This is a genomic window from Massilia niastensis DSM 21313 (genome assembly GCF_000382345.1).
GTDB lineage: Bacteria > Pseudomonadota > Gammaproteobacteria > Burkholderiales > Burkholderiaceae_D > Telluria > Telluria niastensis.
Genome location: NZ_KB908076.1, coordinates 232,391 through 256,993, shown reverse-complemented (window position 1 = coordinate 256,993; position 24,603 = coordinate 232,391). Strand labels below are relative to the sequence as shown.

At 67.2% G+C, this 24,603-nt stretch carries 12 protein-coding genes and 1 pseudogene; 4 read left to right on the top strand and 9 right to left on the bottom strand.

Going from position 1 to position 24,603, the window contains the following annotated elements:
* Positions 1–325: 325 nt before the first annotated feature.
* From H162_RS0101055 to H162_RS0101035, 5 genes are all read right to left on the bottom strand, one after another.
* Positions 326–1,342 (bottom strand): glucokinase, encoded by a 1,017-nt coding sequence (locus H162_RS0101055; protein WP_020651589.1) that lies wholly within the window; start codon positions 1,340–1,342, stop codon positions 326–328.
* Between the two features lie 211 nt (positions 1,343–1,553).
* On the bottom strand, positions 1,554–2,501 hold the full coding sequence (locus tag H162_RS0101050; RefSeq protein ID WP_026354089.1) for a rhodanese-like domain-containing protein: 948 nt from the start codon (positions 2,499–2,501) through the stop codon (positions 1,554–1,556).
* A gap of 93 nt (positions 2,502–2,594) precedes the next feature.
* Complete coding sequence (locus H162_RS0101045) at positions 2,595–4,286, bottom strand: ABC transporter ATP-binding protein (RefSeq protein ID WP_020651587.1); 1,692 nt, start codon at positions 4,284–4,286, stop codon at positions 2,595–2,597.
* Between the two features lie 16 nt (positions 4,287–4,302).
* Positions 4,303–5,343 (bottom strand): ABC transporter permease, encoded by a 1,041-nt coding sequence (locus tag H162_RS0101040; protein WP_051109849.1) that lies wholly within the window; start codon positions 5,341–5,343, stop codon positions 4,303–4,305.
* A 4-nt stretch (positions 5,344–5,347) separates the two neighbouring features.
* Positions 5,348–6,286, bottom strand: coding sequence for an ABC transporter permease (locus tag H162_RS0101035; RefSeq protein ID WP_020651585.1), 939 nt, complete (start codon positions 6,284–6,286; stop codon positions 5,348–5,350).
* A gap of 350 nt (positions 6,287–6,636) precedes the next feature.
* Between H162_RS0101035 and H162_RS0101030 the strand changes: the two genes are divergently transcribed.
* The 3 genes and pseudogenes from H162_RS0101030 to H162_RS29840 all read left to right on the top strand — a co-directional run bounded on the left by H162_RS0101030 (position 6,637) and on the right by H162_RS29840 (position 13,455).
* Positions 6,637–9,396, top strand: a complete 2,760-nt coding sequence (locus tag H162_RS0101030; RefSeq protein ID WP_026354087.1) for a TonB-dependent receptor — start codon at positions 6,637–6,639, stop codon at positions 9,394–9,396.
* A 383-nt stretch (positions 9,397–9,779) separates the two neighbouring features.
* The gene (locus H162_RS0101025) at positions 9,780–12,644 is read left to right on the top strand and encodes a TonB-dependent receptor domain-containing protein (RefSeq protein WP_229451877.1); all 2,865 of its coding nucleotides are present in this window, start codon (positions 9,780–9,782) and stop codon (positions 12,642–12,644) included.
* A 137-nt stretch (positions 12,645–12,781) separates the two neighbouring features.
* Positions 12,782–13,455 (top strand): annotated as a pseudogene (locus H162_RS29840) (transposase).
* Positions 13,456–13,466: 11 nt separating this feature from the next.
* Here the strand turns inward: H162_RS29840 and aroG are convergent.
* Entirely contained in the window at positions 13,467–14,528 is a 1,062-nt protein-coding gene (gene aroG / locus H162_RS0101015; RefSeq protein ID WP_020651580.1) for a 3-deoxy-7-phosphoheptulonate synthase AroG, read from the bottom strand.
* A 477-nt stretch (positions 14,529–15,005) separates the two neighbouring features.
* Between aroG and H162_RS0101010 the strand changes: the two genes are divergently transcribed.
* Positions 15,006–17,867, top strand: a complete 2,862-nt coding sequence (locus H162_RS0101010; RefSeq protein ID WP_020651579.1) for a TonB-dependent receptor — start codon at positions 15,006–15,008, stop codon at positions 17,865–17,867.
* Positions 17,868–18,017: 150 nt separating this feature from the next.
* On the opposite strand, the gene tldD is transcribed toward H162_RS0101010, so the two are convergent.
* The 3 genes from tldD to H162_RS0100995 all read right to left on the bottom strand — a co-directional run bounded on the left by tldD (position 18,018) and on the right by H162_RS0100995 (position 24,571).
* The gene (gene tldD / locus H162_RS0101005; protein ID WP_020651578.1) at positions 18,018–19,478 is read right to left on the bottom strand and encodes a metalloprotease TldD; all 1,461 of its coding nucleotides are present in this window, start codon (positions 19,476–19,478) and stop codon (positions 18,018–18,020) included.
* A 127-nt stretch (positions 19,479–19,605) separates the two neighbouring features.
* Complete coding sequence (locus H162_RS0101000) at positions 19,606–20,403, bottom strand: carbon-nitrogen hydrolase family protein (protein WP_026354086.1); 798 nt, start codon at positions 20,401–20,403, stop codon at positions 19,606–19,608.
* Between the two features lies 1 nt (position 20,404).
* The gene (locus H162_RS0100995) at positions 20,405–24,571 is read right to left on the bottom strand and encodes a YhdP family protein (protein ID WP_020651576.1); all 4,167 of its coding nucleotides are present in this window, start codon (positions 24,569–24,571) and stop codon (positions 20,405–20,407) included.
* Between the last annotated feature and the right edge of the window lie 32 nt (positions 24,572–24,603).

Here is a 24,603-nt window from a genome sequence, read left to right as displayed (position 1 = left end):
GGATGCCAGCCGCCATGGCTCGGGTTGGCCGGCCGGGGCTGCGGTCTACTGCACGTTCAAACTGGAATCCGTGGGCCCGGGCTTGGATGCGCCGGGCTGACATTACATGGCAGGAAAGGAACCTGCCCAGGGCGGCCCGCCTGGAGGCTGGGCTGCCGGCTGTTGATTTTCAGGCGAAACGCGGGCTCGGTATCGCTGGGAGGCCTGGCTCCGGGGCGCGACTACGCGAGCGGACGACGTCGTTTCTTTCCAACTGGCGGCCATTGTAACCGATAAAACGCGCGAGCGGACAAGGGAGCCGGCCGCGAATGCGCCGGGATTTGCGTCAGTCGGACAGTTTTTCCGCCAAGATGGCCGATACGCCAAGAAATGCCGGGTAGTCGGCGGTGATCACATAGGTCGGGATCTTTCCCAGGTAGGCGCTGAAACGCCCCTTCTGTTCGAAGCGCCGGCGGAACGAGGAGCCGGCGAAGCGCTCGCCCAGGCGCGGCACGATGCCGCCCCCGATATACACGCCGCCCTGGGCGCCCAGGGTGATCGCCAGGTTGCCGGCCGCGGTGCCGAGCATGCCGCAGAAGACTTCCAGCACCTGGTCGCACAGCGCGCACTCGCCCGCCAGGGCGCGGCGCGAGATCTCCGGCGCCGCCAGGCCGTCGCCCGGGCGGCCGGCGCGGTCCGCCAGCGCGCGGTAGATCAGTTCCACGCCCGCGCCCGACAGCAGGCGCTCGGCCGAGACGTGCTCGAACTCGCGCCAGGCGTATTGCAGGATCGCCACTTCGACTTCATCGGCCGGCGAGAAGCTCACGTGGCCGCCCTCGCTGCGCAGCGCGGTCCAGCCGGAACCGCAGGGGACCAGGCCGGACACGCCCAGGCCGGTGCCGGCGCCAAGCAGGCCCAGAGGGCTGTCCGGCAGCGGCGCGCCGCCGCCGACCTGGCGCTTCTGCCCGCCCAGGTGCGGCAGTGCGCGCGCCAGTGCGGAGAAATCATTGACCACCAGCAGCGTATCGAAACCGCATGCCTGGCGCATGGCCTCGATCGAGAATTCCCAGTGGTGGTTGGTCATGCGCACATGGTCGCCCACCACCGGGTTGGCGATCGCGATCGCCGCATGGCGGATTGCGCCGGGAGCGGCGGCCGCCACGGCCGGCGTGGCCAGGTAGGCGCGCACGGCATCGGCCAGGGTCGGGTAGTCGTTGCAGGACAGCACGTCGATCAGCTCGATGCGGCCGGGCCCGAACTCCAGGGCGAAGCGCGCATTGGTGCCGCCGATGTCGGCGAGCAGGCGTGCGCCGTCCGGGTGGACGATCGGGGTGGACGGTTGGCTGGACGAGGAGGCGATCATTGCGGGCAATAAATTCGTGGTTGCCCAAGCTTACACAACTTTTTGCAGCCGTGACAAGATGTTTTTGTAGTTTAGGTACATAACCGGGGCCTGTTAGCGACATTTCCCATACACCCGCCCCTGCGAGAGGTAGTACAACTACTTCGCGACAATCATGCGCTGAAACGAAGAAAGCCCGCTCAGGGCGGGCCGTCGGGGGGAGCGTGAGCGCTCAGGCGGTGGCCGGATCGAACCCGGAATCGCCCTTGCCGTGGTGGCTGTTCCACGCGTCCAGCCCGCCCTTGAGCGGACGCGCACGGTGGAAACCGTTGGCGGCGAACTGCCTGGCCACCTCGACCGCCGTCAGGTCGTCCGGGCAGCTGCAGTAGACGACCACGTGGCGGTCCTTGTCGATCGAGGCCATCAGCTCCTCCGGCACGCAGGCCTTGAACACCACGGCGCCGGGGATGGCCGCTTCGAGCTGCTGGGCGGTCAGGCTGCGCGCGTCGATGATGACCGGCTCGTGGCCGCCGTCGATCAGGTCCTTCAGCTCGCACATCTCGATGCGCGGGATGCCGCCGAGCCTGCGGTGGCGCCGCCGCTCGGCGTACTTGAAGACGATGAACAGCGCCAGCAGGCCGAGCACGACCATCAGCGCGGTGCTGCCCATGGTCGACAGGGTGGTCAGGAGCTTGTCGACGCTGTTGTGGAACCAGATGCCCAGCAGGATGCCGGTGCCGCTCCACAAGGCCGCGCCGGTGATCGAGAAGAACAGGAAGGGACGGGTCGTGGTGCCCATGGCGCCCGACAGCGGGGCGGCGATGGTGTTAAAGCCGGGAACGAACTTCGAGACCAGCAGCGACTTCACGCCGAAACGGCTGAAACGGTCCTCGGTCTGGGTGACGCATGAATCGGGGGACAGGGAAATCTTGCACAGCAGGCGCAGGATGCGCTTGCCGTAGAAGCGCCCGGCACGGAACCAGAAGTAATCGCAGATCAGGCAGGCAAGCACGGCCGCCCCCAGGCACAGCGGCCAGCTGACCTCACCGTCGACCGCCAGCGCCCCGGACACGATCAGGATCGGGAAGGCTGGGATGGGCAGACCGAACTGTTCGACAAGCACGATACCGAACACGATCAGTACGCCGTACATCTGGATGAGGTCAACTAACTGGGGCATCTTTGTAGTTTATCTGAATTCCGAAATGCATACAGGGGAGGTCTTTCCTTTGGCGTAGGCGGCGCAGGAGCGGCGCCGCTCCCGGTGGCCGTCCTAGGCCCCGCGCGGAATCGCGGCCAGCAGCGAGCGCGTATACGGATGCTGCGGATCCCGATACAGCGCATCCGAATCGGCCATCTCCACCACGCTGCCATGGTGCATGACCATCACCTGGTCCGAGATGTATTTCACCACCGACAGGTCGTGCGAGATGAAGATGTAGCTCATCCCGTACTCGTCCTGCAGGTCCTGCAGCAGGTTCAGCACCTGGGCCTGCACCGACACGTCCAGCGCCGACACCGACTCGTCGCACACCAGGATTTCCGGCTTCATGGTCAGGCAGCGCGCGATCGCGATGCGCTGGCGCTGGCCGCCCGAGAACTCGTGCGGGTAGCGGTGGTAGGCCTGCTCCGGCAGCCCTACCCGCTTCAACAGGTAATACGCCATCTCCACCCGCTCGGCATCGTTGGCGCCGATGCGGTGGATGCGCATCGGCTCGAGCAGGATCTGGCCCACCGTGAAGCGCGGATTGAGCGAGGCGTAGGGATTCTGGAAGATGATCTGGATCCGCCTTTTATAAGGCTGGTAGTCGCGGTCCGACATCGCCACCAGGTCGCGCCCCTCGAACAGCGCGCTGCCGCCGGTGGCGCGGTGCAGGCGCAGCAGGGTCAGGCCGACCGTGGTCTTGCCCGAGCCCGATTCCCCCACCACGCCCAGCGTCTTGCCGCGCGCCAGGGTGAACGAGACATCCTTGACCGCCTTGAACTCGCGCTTGCCGAACAGGCCTTCGCGCAGCCAGAAGCTCTTCGCCAGATTGTTTACCACCAGCACCGGCTGGTCGCCCTCCCCCGTGCCGCGGGCGCGCTGGGCCAGCGTGTCGCCGGGCGCCGTGCGCCCGCTCAGGTAGTCGTCGATCACCGGCAGGCGGACCGGCCGCTGGTCCAGCTTCGGGCGGCAGTGCAGCAGGGCGCGGGTGTAAGCGTCGGCCGGGGCGCCGAACACCTGGCTCGCCGCGCCCTGCTCGCGCACTTCGCCGTGGCGCATCACGATCACGCGGTCGGCGATCTCGCCCACCAGCCCCAGGTCGTGGGTGATGAACAGCACCGACATCTGGTGCTTCTTCTGCAGGCGCGCGATCAGTTCCATGATCTGCTTCTGGATCGTCACATCCAGCGCCGTGGTCGGCTCGTCGGCGATCAGGAGCTTGGGTTCGCAGGCGATCGCCATCGCGATCATCACGCGCTGCTGCTGGCCGCCCGACATCTGGCCGGGATAGGCGTCGATCTTGTTGTCCGGATCGGGGATGCCGACCTCGGCCAGCAGTTCCAGGGTGCGCGCGCGCGCCCGGCGCTTGTCCATGCCCATGTGCAGGCGCAGCACCTCGCCGATCTGGAAGCCGACCGTGAACACCGGATTCAGCGAGGACATCGGTTCCTGGAAGATCATCGAGATCTCGCGCCCGCACAGCTTGCGCCGCTCGGCGACCGGCAGCTCGAACAGCTCGCGGCCGTCGAAGCGCACGCTGGCGCCCTCGTGCACCACGGTGGTGTCCGGCGGCAGCAGGCCCATCACGGCGAGCGAGCTGACCGACTTGCCGCTGCCCGACTCGCCCACCAGGGCCACGGTGGAATTTCTGGGCAAGTCGAAGGAAATGCCCTTGATCGCCTCGACCGTGGTCTTCTTGTCGACGCGGAAGGAAATGCGCAGGTCGCGCACCGACAGCAGCGGAGTGTCATCCTGGTTCATGGCCGGTCTCCTCAACTCATTTCAACTTCGGGTCGAGCGCGTCGCGCAGCGCGTCGGCGAACAGCGAGAACGCCGTCACCAACAGCGCCATGGCGCTGGCGGCGGCGGCCAGCTGCCACCACTTGCCCAGGATCAGTTCATTCTGCGCCTCGTTCAGCATGCTGCCCCAGGACACCGTGCCGACCGGCACGCCAAAGCCGAGGAAGGACAGGATGACCTCGGCCTTGATGAAGCCGACCACCAGGATCGACATCTGCACCAGCGCCACGTGCGAGACGTTCGGCAGGATGTGGCCGAACATGCGCCGCCAGCTCGATGCCCCGATGGCGTCGGCCGCCATCACGTATTCGCGCGCCTTGTGCTTCATGTATTCGGCGCGCATCAGGCGGTAGGGGCCGGTCCAGCCGGTCAGGCCGAGGATCAGCACGATCGTCATCAGCCCTTTCTGCTGCAGCACCGCGGCCACGGTCAGGATCATCAGGATCGAGGGGATCGAGGTGAAGATGCTGTAGAACCAGTTGAACAGGTCGTCCACCAAGCCGCCATAGAAGCCGGACACGGCGCCGAACAGGGTGCCCAGCGCCACCGCGACGAAGGCCGCGACCAGGCCGACCACGATCGAGGTCTCGCCGCCCTTGATGGTCTTCTTGAGCACGTCGTGCCCCCACTTGTCGGCGCCGAACGGCAAGGTGGTGAGCTTTTCCAGCGGCGGATGCTCGGCCGCCACCCTGGCCTTCAGCTCGGCCAGCTCGTCCGCCAGCGGATCGAAGGCGTTCGGCGGCGTGGCGCGCGGCGCCTGGGCCGCCGCCAGCGCCCGGGTGGCGGCATCGGCGCCCACGAAAGTCGGCGGCGCGTAGTTGACCGCGACCTCGTCTTCCCAGTCGGCCGCGACCAGGCCGGCGCTGGAGAGCACCAGCAGCAGCAGGAAAGCCAGGACCACGGCCAGCGCGGCCATCGCAACGCGGTCGGCGCGCAGGCGGCGCCAGGCCAGGGTCCAGAGGCCGGGCGAGGCCGAGCGCGTATCGGAGGCCGGCGGGGAAATCACGTGAGTTGTCATTGGATTACTTCAGTTGCACGCGCGGGTCGACTGCCTGGTACAGCAGGTCGGCCAGCAGGTTGAACACCATGGTGGCGGCGGCCACGTAGACCGTGATCGCCTTGATGACCGGGAAGTCGCTGCGCTCGACCGCCAGGATCACCTCGCGTCCGATGCCCGGGATGCCGAAGAAGCGCTCCAGCAGGAAGGCGCCGATCAGGAGCGCCGGCAGGTTGGCCATCACGTGGGTGATGATGGGAATGGCGGCATTGCGCAGCACGTGGATCCAGACGATCCGGCGTTCGCCGAGACCCTTGGCGCGCGCGGTGCGCACGTAGTCCTGGCCGACCTCGTCCAGCACGAAGCTGCGGTACAGGCGCAGGGTCGGTGCGATCGAGACCGCCAGGCCGATGATGATCGGCAGCAGCGCGTAGCGCAGCAGGTTCTCGCCCAGGCTCTCGCCCCAGCCCTGCACCGGGAACAGGCCCAGCTTGTAGGCGAAGAAGTACTGGAACACGATGATGTAGACCAGGATCGAGATCGACATGCCGACCGTGCACGCGACCATCACCGCGCGGTCGGTCAGCGAGCCGCGCACGAAGGCGATCGCCAGCGCCAGCGCGATGCCGAACACGGTTTCCAGCACGGTGAGCGGCACCAGCACCGTCAGCGACGGCCCCAGGCGGCTGGAGATGATGTGCGAGACCGGCTCCCCGGTGCTCCAGGCATTGCCGAAGTCGAAGCTCAGGATCTGCTGGACGAAGATCCACAGCTGGATGTGCCAGGGCTGGTCGGTGCCGAGCTGGCGCCGGATGTTCTCGATCGCCGCGCTGTCGGCCATCTTCCCGACCAGCAGGTAGGCCGGGTCGCCGCCCACCCAGTTGAACAGCACGAACACCAGCACGACGACACCCGCCATGGTCGGCAGCATCTGCCACAGGCGCCGGAGGATATAAGCAAACATGGAACTCCCGATTATGCGCAGCGGCGCCTGCCGCTCTTGCTGCCGAGCCAGCCCGAAAAGGCGTAACGATAGCGCATCTCCCCTTGCATTGACAGGTACGCCCTTCCGTTGACCGACAGTCAAACGTTGTATTTACGCAATATGCATCATTTTGCGTATTGACGCTTGGGCAAGGCAGGTGGTCTGATAACGCCGCTCCCAGAAAACAACCATTCTAAACTTTTCTGGAAGCGAGAGAGACTCATTAGTTTATCGGCATAACCAAGGGTTATTCACCCATGAATATGTCGTCGTAAGAATATGTATTTTTACACAATGTAGTCTGCCTTTCCTACCTTGTTGGAGTTGAGATGTATAAAAAAACAGCAATCGCTCAAGCAGTATCGTTCGCCCTGGCCAGCGCCGCGCTGGCGCCGGCCATGGCGCAGGACACCGGTGGCGCAATGCAGCGCGTGGAGATCACCGGTTCCGCCATCAAGCGTGCAACCGCCGAGACCGCTTCGCCGATCCAGGTGATTGGCCGCGAAGACCTGGCCAAGTCGGGCAAGGGCACGGTCTCCGAATACCTGCAGACCCTGACCGCGGACGGCGCCGGCTCGCTGCCGACCGGCTTCGGCAACGGCTTCGCCGCCGGCGCCACCGCGATCTCGCTGCGCGGCCTGGGCGCGACCTCGACCCTGGTGCTGCTCAACGGCCGCCGCATGGCGCCGTTCGCGCGCGCCGACGACGGCCAGAAGAGCTTCACCGACCTGTCGACGGTGCCGATGGAAGCGGTCGAGCGCATCGAGATCCTGAAGGACGGCGCCTCGGCGACCTATGGCGCGGACGCGATCGCGGGCGTGGTCAACATCATCCTGCGCAAGGACTTCACCGGCGTGGCGCTGAAGGCCGAAGCCGGCCAGTCGCGCTACCGCGATGGCGAGACCGGCAAGGCGACCCTGACCTACGGCAAGGGCAACCTGGACGAGGACGGCTACAACCTGCTGTTCAACGCCGAGGTGTATTCCAACAAGGGCATCCAGAACCGCGACCGCGCCGGCCGCCGCGAATGGATCGGCGCGGGCGACATCCGTCCATGGGGCTATGCCCAGAACACCCAGTTCGCGGGCGGCTGGATCACCCCTGGCAATGCCTCGCCGAGCCCGGTCGGTTCGGTGCGCGACCCGGTCACCGGCAACTTCGTCTCGCTGCCGGGCTGCTCCCAGCTGTCGCCGGTCAAGTACCAGGATCCGGCCGGCGGCTGCCTGTGGCACCAGGACCAGTTCCGCTCGATGACGCCGGACATCGACGGCTTCAACCTGTACACCCGCTTGACCAGAAACCTGGACGGCGGCCACCAGGCCTATGCCGAACTGGGCTACTCGCGCCGCGATACCTCGTTCACCCTGACGCCGGTGGCGGCCAGCGGCATCTTCGCCTTCCCGGGCGGCATCAACAACTACAACTCCGGCCCGGGCGCGACCGTGCTCGACGCGACCCACCCGCAGAATCCCTTCGGCGTCGACGCCCGCCTGCGCTACTCGCCCTTCGACGTCGGCCCCTCGACCCGTTCGGCCGACAACCAGTTCGCGCGCTTCGTGGTCGGCATCAAGGGCCAGGCCTTCGGCTGGGACTACGACACCGCCTATAACCACTCGCGTTCGACCCTGGACCTGACCTGGAGCAACATGCTCAACATGCGGGTCCTGAGCGCCGCGCTGGGCGACCCGAAGAGCAAGTTCTTCCCGTACTACATCGGCAACCAGGCCTACAAGAACCCGGCTTCGCTGTACCAGGCGATGGTGCAGGACGCCAGGTCGCACTCGACCACCCAGCTCGACATCCTCGACTTCAAGGCTTCGCGCGAACTGATGCAGCTGCCGGGCGGCGCCCTGGGCCTGGCGGTCGGCGCCGAATACCGCCGCGAGAAGCTGGACAACCCGTCGCTGTCGGGCACCGAGGACGGCACCATCAACACCAACTACGTGGCCGCCAAGGGCGAACAGGACATCTACGCGCTGTACGCCGAGATCGCCGCTCCGGTGGTCAAGGACGTCGAGCTGAGCGCGGCGGTGCGCTACGACAAGTACGAGAACTTCAACTCGACCACCCCGAAGGTCGGCGTCAAGTGGACGCCGCTGAAGACCTTCGCGCTGCGCGGCACCTATTCGGAAGGCTTCCGCGCGCCGGGACCGGCTGAATCCGGCGTGCAGAGCCAGAGCACCGGCAACTCTTCGGTGCGCGACCCGATCCGCTGCCCGGGCGGCCGCCCGGCGGCCGGCGGCGCCACCGAGGCCGACTGCAACATCACGATCGGCGCGGTCAAGATCGGCAATCCGGACCTGGCGCCGGAAGAGTCGAAGGGCTACACCCTGGGCATGGTCTGGGATCCGTTCAACGGCACCAGCGTGGCGCTCGACGCCTGGAAGATCAAGCGCAGCAACGAGATCAATCCGCTGCCGTACAACGAAGCGGCGGCCCTGCCGACCGCGATCCGCAGCGACAACAACCTGGTCGTGAACGGCGTGGCGATCCCGAACACCGGCACCCTGCTGCTGTCGCGCGCGCCCTACCGCAACTCGAGCTTCACCGAGGTCAAGGGTATCGACCTGGACATCAAGCAGCGCTTCCGCCTGGGCGACTACGGCCGCGCCACCGTCGGCCTGACCTGGACCCACATCTCGTCCTGGCTGCGCGCCGAGAACGCCACCACTGCGTACCAGTTTGCCGGCACCCACGGCAACTGCGACACCTCGAACTGCGCCGGCACGCCGAAGAACAAGGGCAGCCTGGTGGCGTCGTGGGACCGCGATGCGTGGAACCTGACCGCCACCGCGAACTTCCGCAGCGAGATGGAGAACACGCGCTTCGCGGGCGACCTGTGCGCCTCGCAGTTCGCGAACGGCGCCCCGGCCCCGACCGGCTGCCGCCTGCCTTCGTTCACGACCCTGGACCTGTCGGCCCGCTACAACGTGAGCAAGCAGCTGCAACTGTACGGTTCGGTCAGCAACCTGTTCGACAAGGTTGCTCCGCTGGATCCGCTGACCTACGGCGGCATGAGCTTCAACCCGATGGATGCGAGCGGCGCGATCGGCCGCTACTTCAAGCTGGGTGCGCGTTACCAGTTCTGATGAGCTGAACCCTGGGTGAGTCCTGCGACTCACCCGACCACGCCTGGGGCGGTGAGCAATCACGGGCGGTGAGCAATCACCGCCCTTTTTTTATCTACCCAGGCAAAAGATATTTACCCATCAGTAACATTAATGAGCCCGGCTGTAAATACATTTGTGCAAGCTAGTTGTTTTTAAAGCTAGTCAAGATTTTACGATTGACACTGTATTTACATCATGTTTTTATTGCCTCGTAGTAAAAAAATGCCGTGAATTATTCATCACGGCCTTCATTAAAAACACACTGTGCAGGCGCGATCCGCCCGCAGGGACTACAGGGAAGATGCGATATGATGGTTGAAAGAGTGATATCTCGATCAGTAAGATTGATGTTCGCAAGCGGCATGGCGGTTGCCGTCTCGGCCGCCTATGCGCAGGAAGCGGCGCCGGCAGCAGCAGGCCAGCCACTGCAGCGCGTGGAAGTGACCGGTTCGCGCATCGCGACCGCGAACCTGGAAAGCGTGAGCCCGGTGACCGTCGTGGGCGCCAAGGACATCAAGCTGGAAGGCGTGAAATCGGTCGAAAACCTGCTGAACAACCTGCCCCAGGTGTTCGCCGACCAGGGCGGCTCGATCTCGAACGGCTCGACCGGCACCGCCACCGTCAACCTGCGCAACTTCGGCGCCGACCGCACCCTGGTGCTGGTCAACGGCCGCCGCCTGCCTGCCGGCAGCCCGCGCAACACCGCAGCCGACCTGAACCAGATTCCGGCAGCGCTGATCAAGCGCGTCGAAGTGCTGACCGGCGGCGCCTCCGCCATCTACGGCTCCGATGCGGTGGCCGGCGTGGTCAACTTCATCATGAACGACAACTTCCAGGGCGTTCAGATCGAGAGCAACTACCAGTTCTACAACCACCAGCAGAATGGCGGACCGGTCGCCGACGCGAACAAGCGCCGCAACTTCCCGCTGCCGGGCGACAAGGGCGCCGACGGCAAGGTCAAGGACATCAGTTTGCTGATGGGCGGTAACTTCGCCGACGGCAAGGGCAATGCCGTGCTCTACTTCGGCTACAAGAAGGAAGATCCGCTGCTGCAGTCCGAGCGCGATTTCTCGGCCTGCTCGCTGGACGGCTTCAGCTCGGGCAACACCTTCAACTGCGGCGGTTCGGGCACCAGCTTCCCGGGCCGTTTCTTCACCGATTCCGGCCAGGTCACCGTGGCCAATGCGGCCGGCGGCGTGCGCCCCTGTGTGGCCGCGACCGACCAGTACAATTTTGGTCCGCTGAACTACTTCCGCCGTCCGTCGCAGCGCTACACCTTCAGCGCGTTCAGCCACTACGACCTCACCGACAACGCGCGCCTGTACACCGAGGCCAGCTTCCACGACGACCATACCGTCGCGCAAATCGCTCCTTCGGGCCTGTTCGGCCTGGACGCCTCGGGCGCGGCCGCGATCCGCTGGGAAAACCCATTCCTGTCGACCGCCTGGAAGAACGCGCTCGGCCTGACCGGTCCTGGCGACACCGCCGATGCGGTCATCTTCCGCCGCAACGTCGAAGGCGGCGGCCGTCAGGACGACCAGCGCCACACCTCCTACCGCGGCGTGGTCGGCATCAAGGGCGATGTCGCGAACTGGAACTACGACGTGTTCGCCCAGGTCGGCAAGGTCCTGTTCACCGAGAACTATCTGAACGACTTCTCGATCGCGCGCAGCGCCCGTGCGGTCGACGTCGTCATGGGCCCGAACGGCACGCCGGTGTGCCGCAGCGTGGTCAACGGCACCGACCCGAACTGCGTCCCGTACAACATCTGGGCGCTGGGCGGCGTCACGCCTGAGGCGCTGAAGTACCTGCAGACCCCGGGGTTCCAGAAAGGCAGCACCTCGCAGACCGTGCAGGGCATCAACCTGTCGTCCGACCTGGGCGAGTACGGCATGAAGCTGCCGACCAGCAACCAGGGCGTGGGCATCGCACTGGGCTGGGAACACCGCACCGAGAAGCTCGACCTGGCCACCGACGCCGCGTTCGAGTCCGGCGACCTGGCCGGCCAGGGCGGCCCGACCCTGGGCGTGGCCGGCCAGTTCAGCGTGCGCGACTACTATGTCGAGACCCGCATCCCGGTGCTCGAGAAGCTGCCGTTCGCGGATTCGCTGACCCTGACCGCTTCCTACCGCAAGTCGGACTACTCGACCGGTCACAAGACCAGCTCGTATGGTTTCGGCGCGGAATGGGCCCCGGTGCGTGAAGCCAAGTTCCGCTTCAGCTACCAGCGCGCGGCGCGCGCCGCCAACGTGGTGGAACTGTTCACCCCGCAGGGCCTGAGCCTGTTCGGCATGGCGGAAGACCCGTGCGCGGGCCCGACCCCGTCGGCGACCCCGGCGCAGTGCGCGCTGACCGGCGTGACCGCGGCGCAGTATGGCCGCATCGAGGATAGCCCGGCCCAGCAGTACAACCAGATCTCGGGCGGCACCTCCACCCTGGCTCCGGAGAAATCCGATTCCTTCACCCTGGGCCTGGTGCTGCAGCCGATGCGCAACCTGTCGATGACCATCGATGCCTTCGACATGAAGGTCAAGGGCGTCATCGATCCTCAGCCGGCCGCGACCACCCTGACCCAGTGTCTCCAGACCGGCGATCCGAAGTTCTGCTGGCTGATCCCGCGTGACCGCCTGGGCACCCTGTGGGCCCTGCCGGGCGCGCATATCCTGGCGCTCAACGAGAACCTGGGCATGCGTTCGACCAAGGGCGTCGACCTGGGTGTGAACTACGGCATGAAGCTGGGCGCCTGGGGCAACCTGGACCTGTCGCTGATCGGCACCTACCTGAAGGAGTTCAAGCAGGAAGACTTCCCGGGTTCGGGCGAGTATGACTGCGCCGGCCTGCACGGCACCACCTGCGGCACCCCGCTGCCGAAGTGGCGCCACAAGGTGCGCGCCGTCTGGGGCACCCCGTGGAACGGCGTGGAACTGGGCGTGACCTGGCGCTACATCAAGGGCGTGAAGCTCGACGCCACCAGCGGCAACGCCCTGCTGGCAACCGATTTCGAGCCGGCCGACGAACGCCTGGGCGCACGCAACTACCTGGACCTGGTGGGCAGCTGGCAGATCAACAAGACGCTGACCTTCCGCGCCGGCATGAACAACGCGCTGGACAAGGATCCGCCGGTGACCGGTGTCGTGGCTGCGGTGTTCGGCAACGGCAACACCTATCCGCAGGTGTTTGACGCACTGGGCCGTCACGTGTTCCTCAACCTGACCGCCAAGTTCTAAAACTCTACGGTACAGGCAAAAACGGCGCACTTCGGTGCGCCGTTTTTTATGGCGCTGTCACCGTAAGCTGTTGGTCCGCTATGAACTGTCGAGCTTTTGCCTGGTCCAACGCCTATCGGATCGAGGGCGGAGGCAGGATGAAAGCGCCGGGTTTCAAGAGGTGGCTGAAACGGCTGCCCGGGCTGACCCGGCCCCAGCGGGCTCAGGTGCTGCAAGCCCTGCGTCCGGCCGTCGGCCTGGACCGGGTCGTCGAAGCGATCGCGCAGGCCAGGGCGGCCCGGCGCTGCTGTCCCGCCTGCGCAAGCAAGTGTTGCCACCGGCACGGCCATGCCAATGGCTTGCAGCGCTACCGCTGCCGCCAGTGCGGGCGCACCTTCAACGACCTCACCGGCACGCCGCTGGCGCGGCTGCGGCACCGCGCGAAATGGCTTGATTACCTGGAGTTCCTGCTCGAATCGCAAAAGGGATCGCGCAAGCTCGATCGTCCACCGCGCAAGCGTGGCGGCGTGGCCAGGCGGCGCGGCTCGTGACCGACTCGCACGCCGCCTACCGCGCCTTTGCCCGGGAAGCCGGCATCGCGCATCACGCCGTCAACCTGCGCGCCGGCGAGCGGCTGCGTGGCGCCATCCACGTGCAGAACGTCAACGCCTACCACCGGCGTTTTCGCGAATGGCTGGCGCGCTTCCACGGCGTCGCCTCGCGCTACCTGCCCAACTATCTCGGCTGGCAATGGGCGCTGGACGGCGGGCGCATCAGTTCAGCTGAGCAATTTCTCCGGGCCGCGATCGGCCTCTTCAATATGCAAGGATGACAGCGCCTTGCTTATTCTTCTTCGCGCAGGCGCCGCTGGCGCACCGCCGCCGCCAGCCCTTCCAGCACGCCGATGCTGGTCTCCCAGTCGATGCACCCATCCGTCACCGACTGCCCGTAGGTCAGCTCCTTGCCCTGCACCAGGTCCTGGCGTCCCGCGACCAGGTGCGACTCGACCATCACGCCCACGATGCGGTCGTCGCCGGCCGCGATCTGGCTGGCGATGTCGGCGCACACCGGCACCTGGTTCTCCGGCTTCTTCGAGCTGTTCGCATGCGAGGCGTCGATCATCAGGCGGCTGGCCAGGCCCTGGGCCGCGATCTGGCGGCAGGCGTCCTCCACGCTGGCGGCGTCGTAGTTCGGGGCCTTGCCGCCGCGCAGGATGATGTGGCAGTCCTCGTTGCCCGCGGTCGACACGATCGCCGAGTGCCCGCCCTTGGTCACCGACAGGAAGTGGTGCGGCTGGGACGCCGCCTTGATCGCTTCCACCGCGATCTTGATGTTGCCGTCGGTGCCGTTCTTGAAGCCCACCGGACAGGACAGGCCGGAGGCGAGCTCGCGGTGCACCTGCGATTCGGTGGTGCGGGCGCCGATCGCGCCCCAGCTGATCAGGTCGGCGATGTACTGCGGGCTGATCACGTCGAGGAACTCGGTGCCGGCCGGCAGGCCCAGCTCGTTGATGTCGCGCAGCAGTTCGCGCGCCATGCGCAGCCCGTCGTTGATGCGGAAGCTGTTGTCCATGTACGGGTCGTTGATCATGCCCTTCCAGCCGACCGTGGTGCGCGGCTTCTCGAAGTAGACCCGCATCACCACCTCGAGCTCGCCGGCGAAGCGCACGCGCTGCTCGGCCAGGCGGCGCGCATACTCGAGCGCGGCCTTCGGATCGTGGATCGAGCACGGACCGATCACCACCATCAGGCGGTCGTCCTGGCCGTGCAGGATGCGGTGCAGCGCGATGCGCGCACTGGCGGCGGTCTGCTCGGCCACCGGGCCCACCGGGAACTCGCGGATGAGGTGCGAAGGCGGCGTCAGTTCCTTCATTTCGCGGATGCGTAAGTCGTCGGTGCGAGGCATGCTGTTCTCCGTTTCGTCGTGTCTAGGCTGGAAATAAAAAAACCGCCATCGCTGGCGGTTTGTCTGGATTTGCTGGGACTGTTCGTTATCGCGTGAACCTGCCGCTACTCCACCGCCAAGGGGCTGGAATGGCTAAAGTAAAAAAAGCAGGTAAAGAAAACGTTCTGGCGCATGGAGGTCGTCCGGTTTGGTTAATTGACTATAACAACAATGCGTGAAGATTGGCAAGCTCTTTGTCTGCTCGCGGCGTCGCGGATGGAAAACGATCAGTGGCGACAAACAGACAATTGTGAACAACGATGATGGCACGTTTGACATTGATCATGTGCCCGTCGCATGCTGATGGACGCAAGAGTCGATTCACATCCCCGAGTGCCGCGCACGGGTGGGTTGATTGGAGCAGGACTCGGTAGTTGAAGAACCCATTCTTTTTCAACGCTGGCGCGGCCGGGTCCACCCATCCTTGGAGTCCGGAACATGACCGAAACCCCTCTCTCACGCTCCGTCCGCCGGCTGTTCGCCGGGGGCGGCGCCGCCGGCCTGGCCCTGATGGCCATCCCGGTCGAAGCGCTGGCGCAGGATCCCGCGCCCAAACCGATCGCCCGCGTCGAAGTCACAGGCTCGAACATCCGTCGCGCCCAGGCCGAGACCGCGTCATCGGTGCTGACCGTTAACCGCGCCGACATCGAGCGCTCCGGCAAGACCACCGTCGCCGAACTGCTGCAAACCCTGGCCGTCGACAACCAGGGTTCGGTGCCGGTCAACTTCGGCGCCGGTTTCGCGGCCGGCGCATCCGGCATCTCGCTGCGCGGCCTCGGTACGGCCTCGACCCTGGTGCTGCTCAATGGCCGCCGCATGGCGCCCTACGGCCTGGCCGACGACGGCCAGAAGGTGTTCGCCGACCTGAACGTCATTCCTTCCGACGCGGTCGAGCGGGTCGAGATCCTGAAGGACGGCGCCTCGGCCATCTACGGCTCCGATGCGATCGCCGGCGTGGTCAACATCATCCTGCGGCGCGACTACCAGGGCTCCACCGCGCGCGCGCTGATCGGCACCGGCGAAGCCGGCGACGGCCAGCAGCACCAGGCCGCCCTCACCTGGGGCTGGGGCGACCTCGAGGCGGACCGCTACAACGTGCTGTTCACCGTCGAGTACAAGCATACCCAGGAGATCTTCAACCGCCAGCGCGGCAACCGCGACTACATCGGCAAGGTCGACCTGCGGCCGTACGGCTTCTCGGCCCAGGAACTCCTCGGGGGCACCGGCGCCATCACCGGCAACAACGCCGCCGGCAATGCGATCAACGGCAACGTGCGCAATCCCGACACCTTCGACTACTTCAACCGCGGCAACCTGGCGGGCGCAGGCTTCACCCGCACCTTCCCCGGCGCCGCCTGCAGCAACTTCACCAACCACCCGCAGGGCGACCCGCTCGGCGGCTGCCTGGTCGATGCCGCCTTCCTGTACAACCAGATCCAGCCGGATAGCGAATACATCTCGACCTTCGGACGCGGCGCCCTCAAGCTGGGTTCGGACATGGAGGCCTACACCGAGCTGAACCTCTACCACAGCCTGACCCAGTCCTCGACCACGCCCTCCTCGGTCAGCGCCTCGGTCGGCTTCCCGGGCGGGCCGGTCAGCAACGCCGGGGCCCAGCTCGGCGCGGCCCACCCCGACAACCCCTACTTCGGCCGCCCCGGCCGGCTGCGCTACCTGGCCGCCGACGTCGGACCGCGCTTCTCGGACATCGAGTCGACCTTCATCCGGGCACTGGTCGGCATCCGCGGCAAGTACGGACCCTGGGACTGGGACACCTCGCTGCTGTACTCGCGCAGCAAGGTGGTCAACGAGCGCGGCGGCTTCCTGCAGCGCGACGTCACCTTCGCCCTGCTCGATCCCTCGCCCACCAACGTGGCGGCCGCCACGGCGAACAGCGCCGCCTACCGGGCGCTGCCGCCGGGCACGGTCTGGCGCATCGCCGAGAACGCCGGCCTGAACTCGCCGGGAGTGTACGCGGCGCTGTCGCCGTCGATCGAGAACGACGCCAAGACCGAGATCGCCCAGATCGACTTCAAGGCCTCGCGCGAGTTCGGCAAGCTGGCCGGCGGCGCGATCGGGCTCGCGGTCGGCGGCGAGTTCCGCCACGAATCGGCCGAGCTGCAACCGACCGCGGGCACCGAGCGCGGCAACATCATCGGCCTCGGCTATTCGGCCTACGATGGCCAGCGCAATATCTCCGCGCTGTATGGAGAACTGCTGGCGCCGGTGCTGCCCGGCCTGGAAGTGACCGGCGCCATGCGCTGGGACCATTTCACCGATGTCGGCAGTTCCTACACGCCGAAGGTCGGGGTGAAGTGGAATCCGCGGCGCGACTTCGCGCTGCGCGCGACCTTCGCACGCGGCTTCCGCGCGCCGAGCGCGGCCGAGAACGGCGAGGGCGGCCTGGCCGCCTTCTCCACCGCCACCGATCCGATCCGCTGCAGCCTGGGCGTGGAAGCGGCCTGCAATCCGGCGGCCGTCGCCATCATCACCTCGCCCAACCAGGACCTGAGTCCGGAGCGCTCGCGCAGCTACAACGTCGGCGTCATCTGGGATCCGCTGCCGCGCACCAGCATCTCGCTCGACTTCTGGAAGATCCGGCGCACCAACGAGATCAACCAGGAGCAGATCGACGCGGCGATCGCGAACGGCAACGTGGGACGCGACCCGAGCACCGCCGAACCGGGCATCCCGGGCGATCCGGGCGCCATCACGGCGGTGCTGGCGCGCTACGTCAACTCGGCCCGCACCGAGGTGCAAGGCATCGACCTCGACGCGCGCCAGAGCTTCAAGCTGCCGAGCGAATGGGGCAACCTGGTGTTCGACATCAAGTACACCTACCTCGACAAATGGGAGCGTACCGAGCAGGACGGTACGAAGCGCGACTTCGCGGGCACGCACGGCAACTGCGACGTCACCAACTGCGTGGGCACGCCTGACCACAAGGTCAACTTCCGCACGACCTGGGAGCGCAGCAACTGGCGCGTGTCGGCCAACGTGAACTACCGCGCGCCGATCGACAACACGCTGTTCAAGGACGATCCCGACGGCTGCGCCTTCCACTTCGCCAACGGCGACGACGCCCCGACCGACTGCGAACTGTCCTCGTTCACGACGGTCGACCTGGTGTTCCGCTGGAAGCCGCAACCGCGCTGGGAAGTGTTCGGCTCGATCCAGAACGTCTTCGACAAGAAGGCGCCGCTCGATCCGCTGACGTATGGCGCGGTGTCGTACAACCCGGTCGACTACTACGGCGCGATCGGGCGCTTCTTTACCCTGGGGGCGCGCTACTCGTTCTAATAGGGTGGGCGGGTCTTCCCGCCCACGCGGTGATAGCTACAGGACGAGTCGGATGAACGCGTGGACGGCATAGCCGTCCACCCTACTCCCGGCCCACAAACAACAACGCCCGGTGGAGACACCGGGCGTTGTCATTCAGGCGCGAGTCGATCAGCCGGTGCCGCCCACGGTCACGCCGTCGATGCGCAGGGTCGGCTGGCCGACGCCGACCGGCACGCTCTGGCCTTCCTTGCCGCACACGCCGACGCCCGAATCCAGGCGCATGTCGTTGCCGATCATCGAGATGCGGTTCATCACGTCCGGACCGTTGCCGATCAGGGTGGCGCCCTTGACCGGATAGGTGATCTTGCCGTCCTCGATCATGTAGGCCTCGCTGGCCGAGAACACGAACTTGCCGTTCGTGATATCGACCTGGCCGCCACCGAAGTTCACCGCATACAGGCCGTTCTTGACCGAGGCCAGGATTTCCTGCGGATCCTTGTCGCCGGCCAGCATGTAGGTATTCGTCATGCGCGGCATCGGCAGGTGGGCGAAGGATTCGCGGCGCGCATTGCCGGTGACCGGCATCTTCATCAGGCGCGCGTTCATGGTGTCCTGGATATAGCCCTTCAGGATGCCATCCTCGATCAGGGTCGTGCACTGGGTCGGGTTGCCTTCGTCATCCATGTTGAGCGAACCGCGGCGGTCCTGCAGGGTGCCGTCGTCGACCACGGTCACGCCCTTGGCCGCCACGCGCTGGCCGATCATGCCGGCATACGAGGACGAGCCCTTGCGGTTGAAGTCGCCTTCCAGGCCGTGGCCGACCGCCTCGTGCAGCAGCACGCCGGGCCAGCCCGGTCCCAGCACGATGGTCATCGGGCCGGCCGGCGCCGGGCGCGCCTCCAGGTTGACGCAGGCCGACTTGACGGCCTCGGTCGCATAGCGGTCGAGCACCTCGTCGCTGAAGTAGCCGTAGTCGTAGCGGCCGCCGCCGCCCGAGGAGCCGACTTCGCGCCGGCCGTTCTGTTCGGCGATCACGGTCACCGAGACCCGCACCAGCGGGCGGATGTCGGCCGCCAGCACGCCGTCGCTGCGCACCACCAGCACCACGTCGTATTCGCCGGCCAGGCTGGCCATCACCTGCACCACGCGCGGATCCTTGGCGCGCGCCATCTTCTCGACCCGTTCGAGCAGGTTCACCTTGGCGGTCGCATCGAGCGAGGCCAGGGGATCGTGCGGCAGGTAGAGCGAGCGTCCGCCGGTCGGCTGGGCGGCGCCCGCGATCTTCACGCGGCCGGCGCCGGCGCGCCCGATGGTGCGCGTGGCCGCGGCCGCGTCCAGCAGCGCGCTCTCGGAAATCTCATCGGAATACGAAAACGCCGTCTTGTCGCCGGAAACGGCGCGCACGCCGACGCCCTGGTCGATCGAGAAGCTGCCGGTCTTGACGATGCCCTCTTCCAGGCTCCAGCCTTCGCTCTTGGTGAACTGGAAGTACAGGTCGGCATAGTCGACCTTGTGCGTAAACATCGTCCCCAGCGCGCGCAGCAGCTTGCCCTCGTCGAGGCCGAAAGGCGTCAACAGCACGTCGCGGGCGACGGCGATGGAGGAAAGGTTCGGTTCGAATGGAGTCATTTTGCGGTCTTTCTCGTATAGAGAGGGCATTGTGCCATATCCGCAAGCTTCGTACAGGACGGGGGACGCACCCGGCGCGCCGCCCTGGTGCCGGCTTGCGATGGCTCGCGGTGGCTGGCCGTGGCGCTTACAGCTTGCGATGGCGCAACGCCGGCAGGCTTTCGCGCACGCGCGCCAGGAAGCCCGGGTCGAGTTCGCCGCACACCACGCCCTCGCCTTCGTGCAGCACGGCCTTGACCTCGCCCCAGGGGTCGACCAGCATGCTGTGGCCGAAGGTGCGGCGGCCGCTGGCGTGCACGCCGCCCTGCGCCGAGGCCAGCACGTAGCACTGGTTCTCGATGGCGCGCGCGCGCAGCAGCACTTCCCAGTGCGCGAGACCCGTGGTGTGGGTGAACGCGGCCGGCACCACGATCAGGGCGCACTCGCCCATCGCACGGTAGAGTTCGGGGAAGCGCAGGTCGTAGCACACCGACAGGCCGACCCGGCCGAACGGCGCGTCGAAGCTGCCCACGGTCTCGCCCGGCACGATGGTGCGCGCCTCGTCGTAGGATTCGCTGCCCTTGTTGAAGCCGAACAGGTGGATCTTGTCGTAGCGGCTGACCGCCTCGCCTTGCGGGTCGTAGACCAGGGTGGTGTTCATCACCCTGCCGGCGTCGCTGGAGACCAGCGGCAGGGTGCCGCCGATCAGCCAGATGCCGTGCTCGCGCGCCAGTTCCGCCATGCAGTCCTGGAGCGGGCCGGCGCCCGGCTGCTCGGCATGCGCGACCTTGTCGCTGTCGCTCAGGCCCATGATCGGCCAGTATTCGGGCAGGGCCACCAGTTCGGCGCCCTGGCGCGCGGCGTCGCCGACCAGGCGGCGGGCGGTGGCCAGGTTGTCGCTTACCTGTGGGGTGGAAACCATTTGCACTGCGGCTACGGTGGTCATGTCACTCCTTCTTCGCTGTGGGGCGCGCGGCCTTTGCAGCAGCCGGCGCAGGGTTCTCGAGTTTGGTGATGGTCGGGGACTTCCACGGCCCCGTGATCTGCATCTGGTAGGTCAGCGCCTTCATCACCGGCTCGCGCAGGAAAAGCTGGGCCAGGAAGCCGCCCAGGCCGATGATCGGATTGACCGCCAGGCCATACACCAGCGGACCGGTGCCCAGGTTGAATTCGGGGATCACCACCACGCGCAGGTTGGTCGATTCGTTGGCGATGTCGGCGGTGCCGTCCATCAGCACGGTGGCCGCCACGCCATGCATCTTGAGGTTGTCGGTGCGCAGCACGCCGCGCTGGATCATGGCGTTGGCGCTGATGCCGTCGAAGGCCAGGCCTTCCGAGAACACGTCGTGGAAATCGAGCTTGAGCAGGCGCGGCAGCGCCTGCAGGCTGAGCACGCCCAGCAGCTTGGCCGCGCCCGGGTCCTGCTTCAGGAACTGGCCGGATTCGACGTTCATCTCGATCTGGCCCGACAGGCTGGGGATGTCCATGGCGTACGGCAGCCCGGCCCAGGAAATGTCGCCCGCCATCTTGCCCTTGCCCCGGCGCAGGGTCTCGGGGAAGCCGAGGCGGTCCAGCAGGCGGCCGGCGTCGTCGATGTCGAGCGCGAAATTCAGGCTGGTGTTGCTCTTGCCATCCTTGGTCAGCCAGCGGCCGTTGGCCTTGAGCTGACCGTCCGGGTTGGCCAGCGCCAGCCGGTCGATGCGCCATTCGCGCCCGGCCAGCGCCTGCACGTTGCTGGCCTGCAGCTCCAGGCGCCCGAGCCGCTTGTTGAACAGTTCGAAATGCTCGGCCACGATGTCGAGCGAAGGGATGGTGGCGCTCGCGCCCCGGTTCGATTCGAGCAGGTCCTTGACCTCGGCCTCGGCCGATTCCGGAATCACGAGCGAGGCCAGGCGCGCCGTGACCTTGCCCAGCCCGCTGGACGATTCGGCCCAGGTCACGTAGCCGCTCGCCTGGCGCGAATGGATGCTGGCCTGCCAGGTGTCGCCCGCATGGGTCGCGCCGACCAGCACGTCGGCCAGCCGGCGTTCGCCGACCGTCATCTCGACCGCGCGCGCCGCCAGGGTCGTCGGCAGCACATACTGGGTGAAATCGGCCCCGCCCGCCCCATCGGCCGCGCCTGGCGCAGCGTCTTCGCCGACGCCGGCGATCGCCTTCCCGGCCGCGATCCAGTGGTCGACGTTGACCGCCTTCATGTTGACGTTGACCATCATGCCGCTGTCCGGTTCCGGCGCCGGCACGTTCACCCCGATGCCGCCGCGGCGCACCGTCCAGGGCCCGCGCCCCTGCTTCTCGCGCAGGTAGCGGGCGCTCACACCCTGCCCCAGCGCCACCCGGATCTCGTCGCGTCCGACGCCGCCCACGGTGGGCTCGCCGGCCAGGGTGAAATGCAGGGGCAGCGCATCGGCCTGCGGCTTGTTCAGCGGCGCCGGCAGCTCGAGGCCGAGCCCGGCCAGGCTGGAATCCACCGTCACCATGCGGCGCCCGTCCTTCACCACCACCGCGCCGGTGTAGCGGGTGCTGCCCGACAGGCGCTGGGCGAGGCGGCGCAGCGCCGGCGCCGGCGCGGTGCGGCGCATGCCCTCGGCCGACAGGGTGCCGCCCAGGCGGATCACGATGCCGCCGTCGCGCTGGGTGCCGCCGCCCAGGGCCAGCGGGCCGCCGAGGAAGCTGGCGCCGACCCCGTTCAGGTTGACACCGCGCTCGAAGAATTCGATCTTGCCCAGCGCCGCCTGCAGCGGCGGCAGTTCCGGGAACAGGCTGACGTCGTTGCTGAGCAGCTGCAGGCTGCCCTGCACCTTGGTATCGGGCAGGTGCGCGAGCGGCATGCTCAGCTTCAGGCCCAGGCGCGCATTGCCGGTGGCGCGCGTCTCCTCGGTGAAGTGGCCGATCCATTCCAGCACCGGCGACGCCGACACGTAGCGCAGGAATTCCTGCAGCGGGGCGCTGGCGCCGCCTTCGATTTCCAGCATCATTTTCTCGTGCGCGCCCAGGTCGGGGATGACCGCCTTCACCTTCGACAGCGCCACCCCCTGGGTGCGCAGGGTGTCGCCGCGGATTTCCAGGCGCGCACGGTCGAACTCGATGCTGCCGTCGATCTGTTCGGCCAGCGGCCACAGCGGGCTGCCGTCGGCATGCCGGTGGCCGGGCGCGTATTCCAGGCGTGCGCCTTCCAGGCGCCCGGAGACGTTGAATTCGCCGCGCGCGCGCTCGGCCAGGCTGCTGGCGCGGAACGGGAATTCGGCCAGGTCGCCGCGCAGGCGCAGGCGCGCGTCGCGCAGGCGGCCGCCCTGCAGGGCGCCGGTCAGCCAGTGCCCCAGGTGCTCGGGCGTGACGCGCGGCAGGAAGCGTCCGACCTGGGCGATCTCGAAGCCGTCGATGCTGCCGGTGAAGTCGGCGGTGCCGGGACCATGCCCGGGTTCGAGCGGCAGCAGGTGGCGGCCCGACAGCTGGCCGTTCAGCGCGCCCTGCTGGAAGGAGAAGCTGTCGACCTCGACCAGCAGCTGGCGCTGCGGCTCGTAGTTCCAGCGCGCCTTCATCTGCATCCGGTCGAAGGGCATGGCGGGGTCGGAGAACCAGGACGGCATGCGCAGCACCATGCTGCTCGAATCGATCGCCACCGAACCGCCGCGCTCGTTGGCGTCGATGCTGCCGGTCAGGTTGTCGAAGCCGGGAAGCGCGGCCCGCGCCGGCACCCCGGGCACGCCGGGGCGGGCCGGCAGCGCCGGACGGGCTGGCTGGGCATTCACGCCCAGGTCGGCGACATCGCCGCGCACCCGGAATCCGGTGATGTTCGGATAGCGCCCTTCCCATTCGGCGGTCACGTCGACCAGGCGGCCGCGCGGGGCGTAGTCGGCCAGCAGCTGGCGCTGCAGCCGGGTGATCGGCAGGTAGTGGGCCAGCGCCGCCAGCGCGCCGACGTCGAGCTGGCGCGCGCTCAGCTCGCCCTGCTCGGGACGGCCGTGGTGCGCCGGACGCCAGGTTTCTTCCATCGTGGCCGGGGGCAGCGCCCGGCCGTCGCGGGTGACCACCGAGAAGTCGCTCAGGCTGACGGTGTGGCCATGGGCGCCGAAGGTCGGCTTGCCGTCTTCCTTGCCCGGCAGCATTTCCTCGCGCGCGGACAGGCGGCCGGTCACGCGCGCCAGGTCGAGCACCGGCGCATCCTCGGCCAGGCGCGCATGCACGTTGGCCAGCGCCAGGTCGGCGGTGAAGCCGGCCAGGCGCGCCTGGTCGAAGCTGACCCAGGCGCGCAGCGAACCGCGGCCCCGGGTCAGCCGGACCGGATAGTCGACATGGCGCTTCCAGGCGCCCAGGTCGGCGCCGCGCAGGTCGGCATACAGCTCCCCTTTCCAGCGCGACATGTCCGACGGGCTCGATCCGAAGCGGTGACGGAACTGGGCGCGCACGTCGATGGGTTGGCCGAGTTCGGCCGGCGGGGTGGCGCGCAGCGCGAAGTGGTGGGTGCCCCAGCGGTTCAGCAGGGCCAGGGTGACCTTGCTCAGTTCCAGGGACGGGGTGCCGCGCAGCTCGTCGGTCCAGTCGACCCGGCCGTCGCGGATGACGATCTCGCGCTGGCGGAACAGCCAGTCGCCGCCGCCCGTGTCCTCGCCCTTCGCATCGAGGCGCACGCCGGCCACTTCGACCACGCCGTCCAGGCCGCGCCGCACCGCCAGGTGCGGGCGCTGGAGCTCGAGCGACTGGAAACGCGGCTCGAGGGCGGCCACGCTCCACCACGACACGGTGGCCGAGACCGAGGGCAGCGCCAGCACCTGGCGCCCGCGCGGGTCGTGCAGGCGCACGTCGCCCAGGAACAGCGAGGGGTTCAGTCCCTTCCAGGAAGCATCGATGCGGGCGATCGTGACCCGGTTGCCGAGGGCGCGCCCGGCGGCGCGCTCGATGTCGCCTTTATATAGATCGATATTCGGCAGCACCGCGTAGCGCAGCACCAGGAACAGCACCGCCAGCCCGAAATACACCAGCAGGAGCAGCTTGATGGTGAACCCCAGCACATGGTGCGAGGCCAGGTTCGCGATGCGATAGGCGGCACGGAGCCTTCGCCAGCGCACGGCGAGCGGCAGGTGCGCGGGCGCAGCCTGCGGGTCCGGGTTGTGCATCAAGGTGCTAATAACTCAAACTCGCCGTAAGG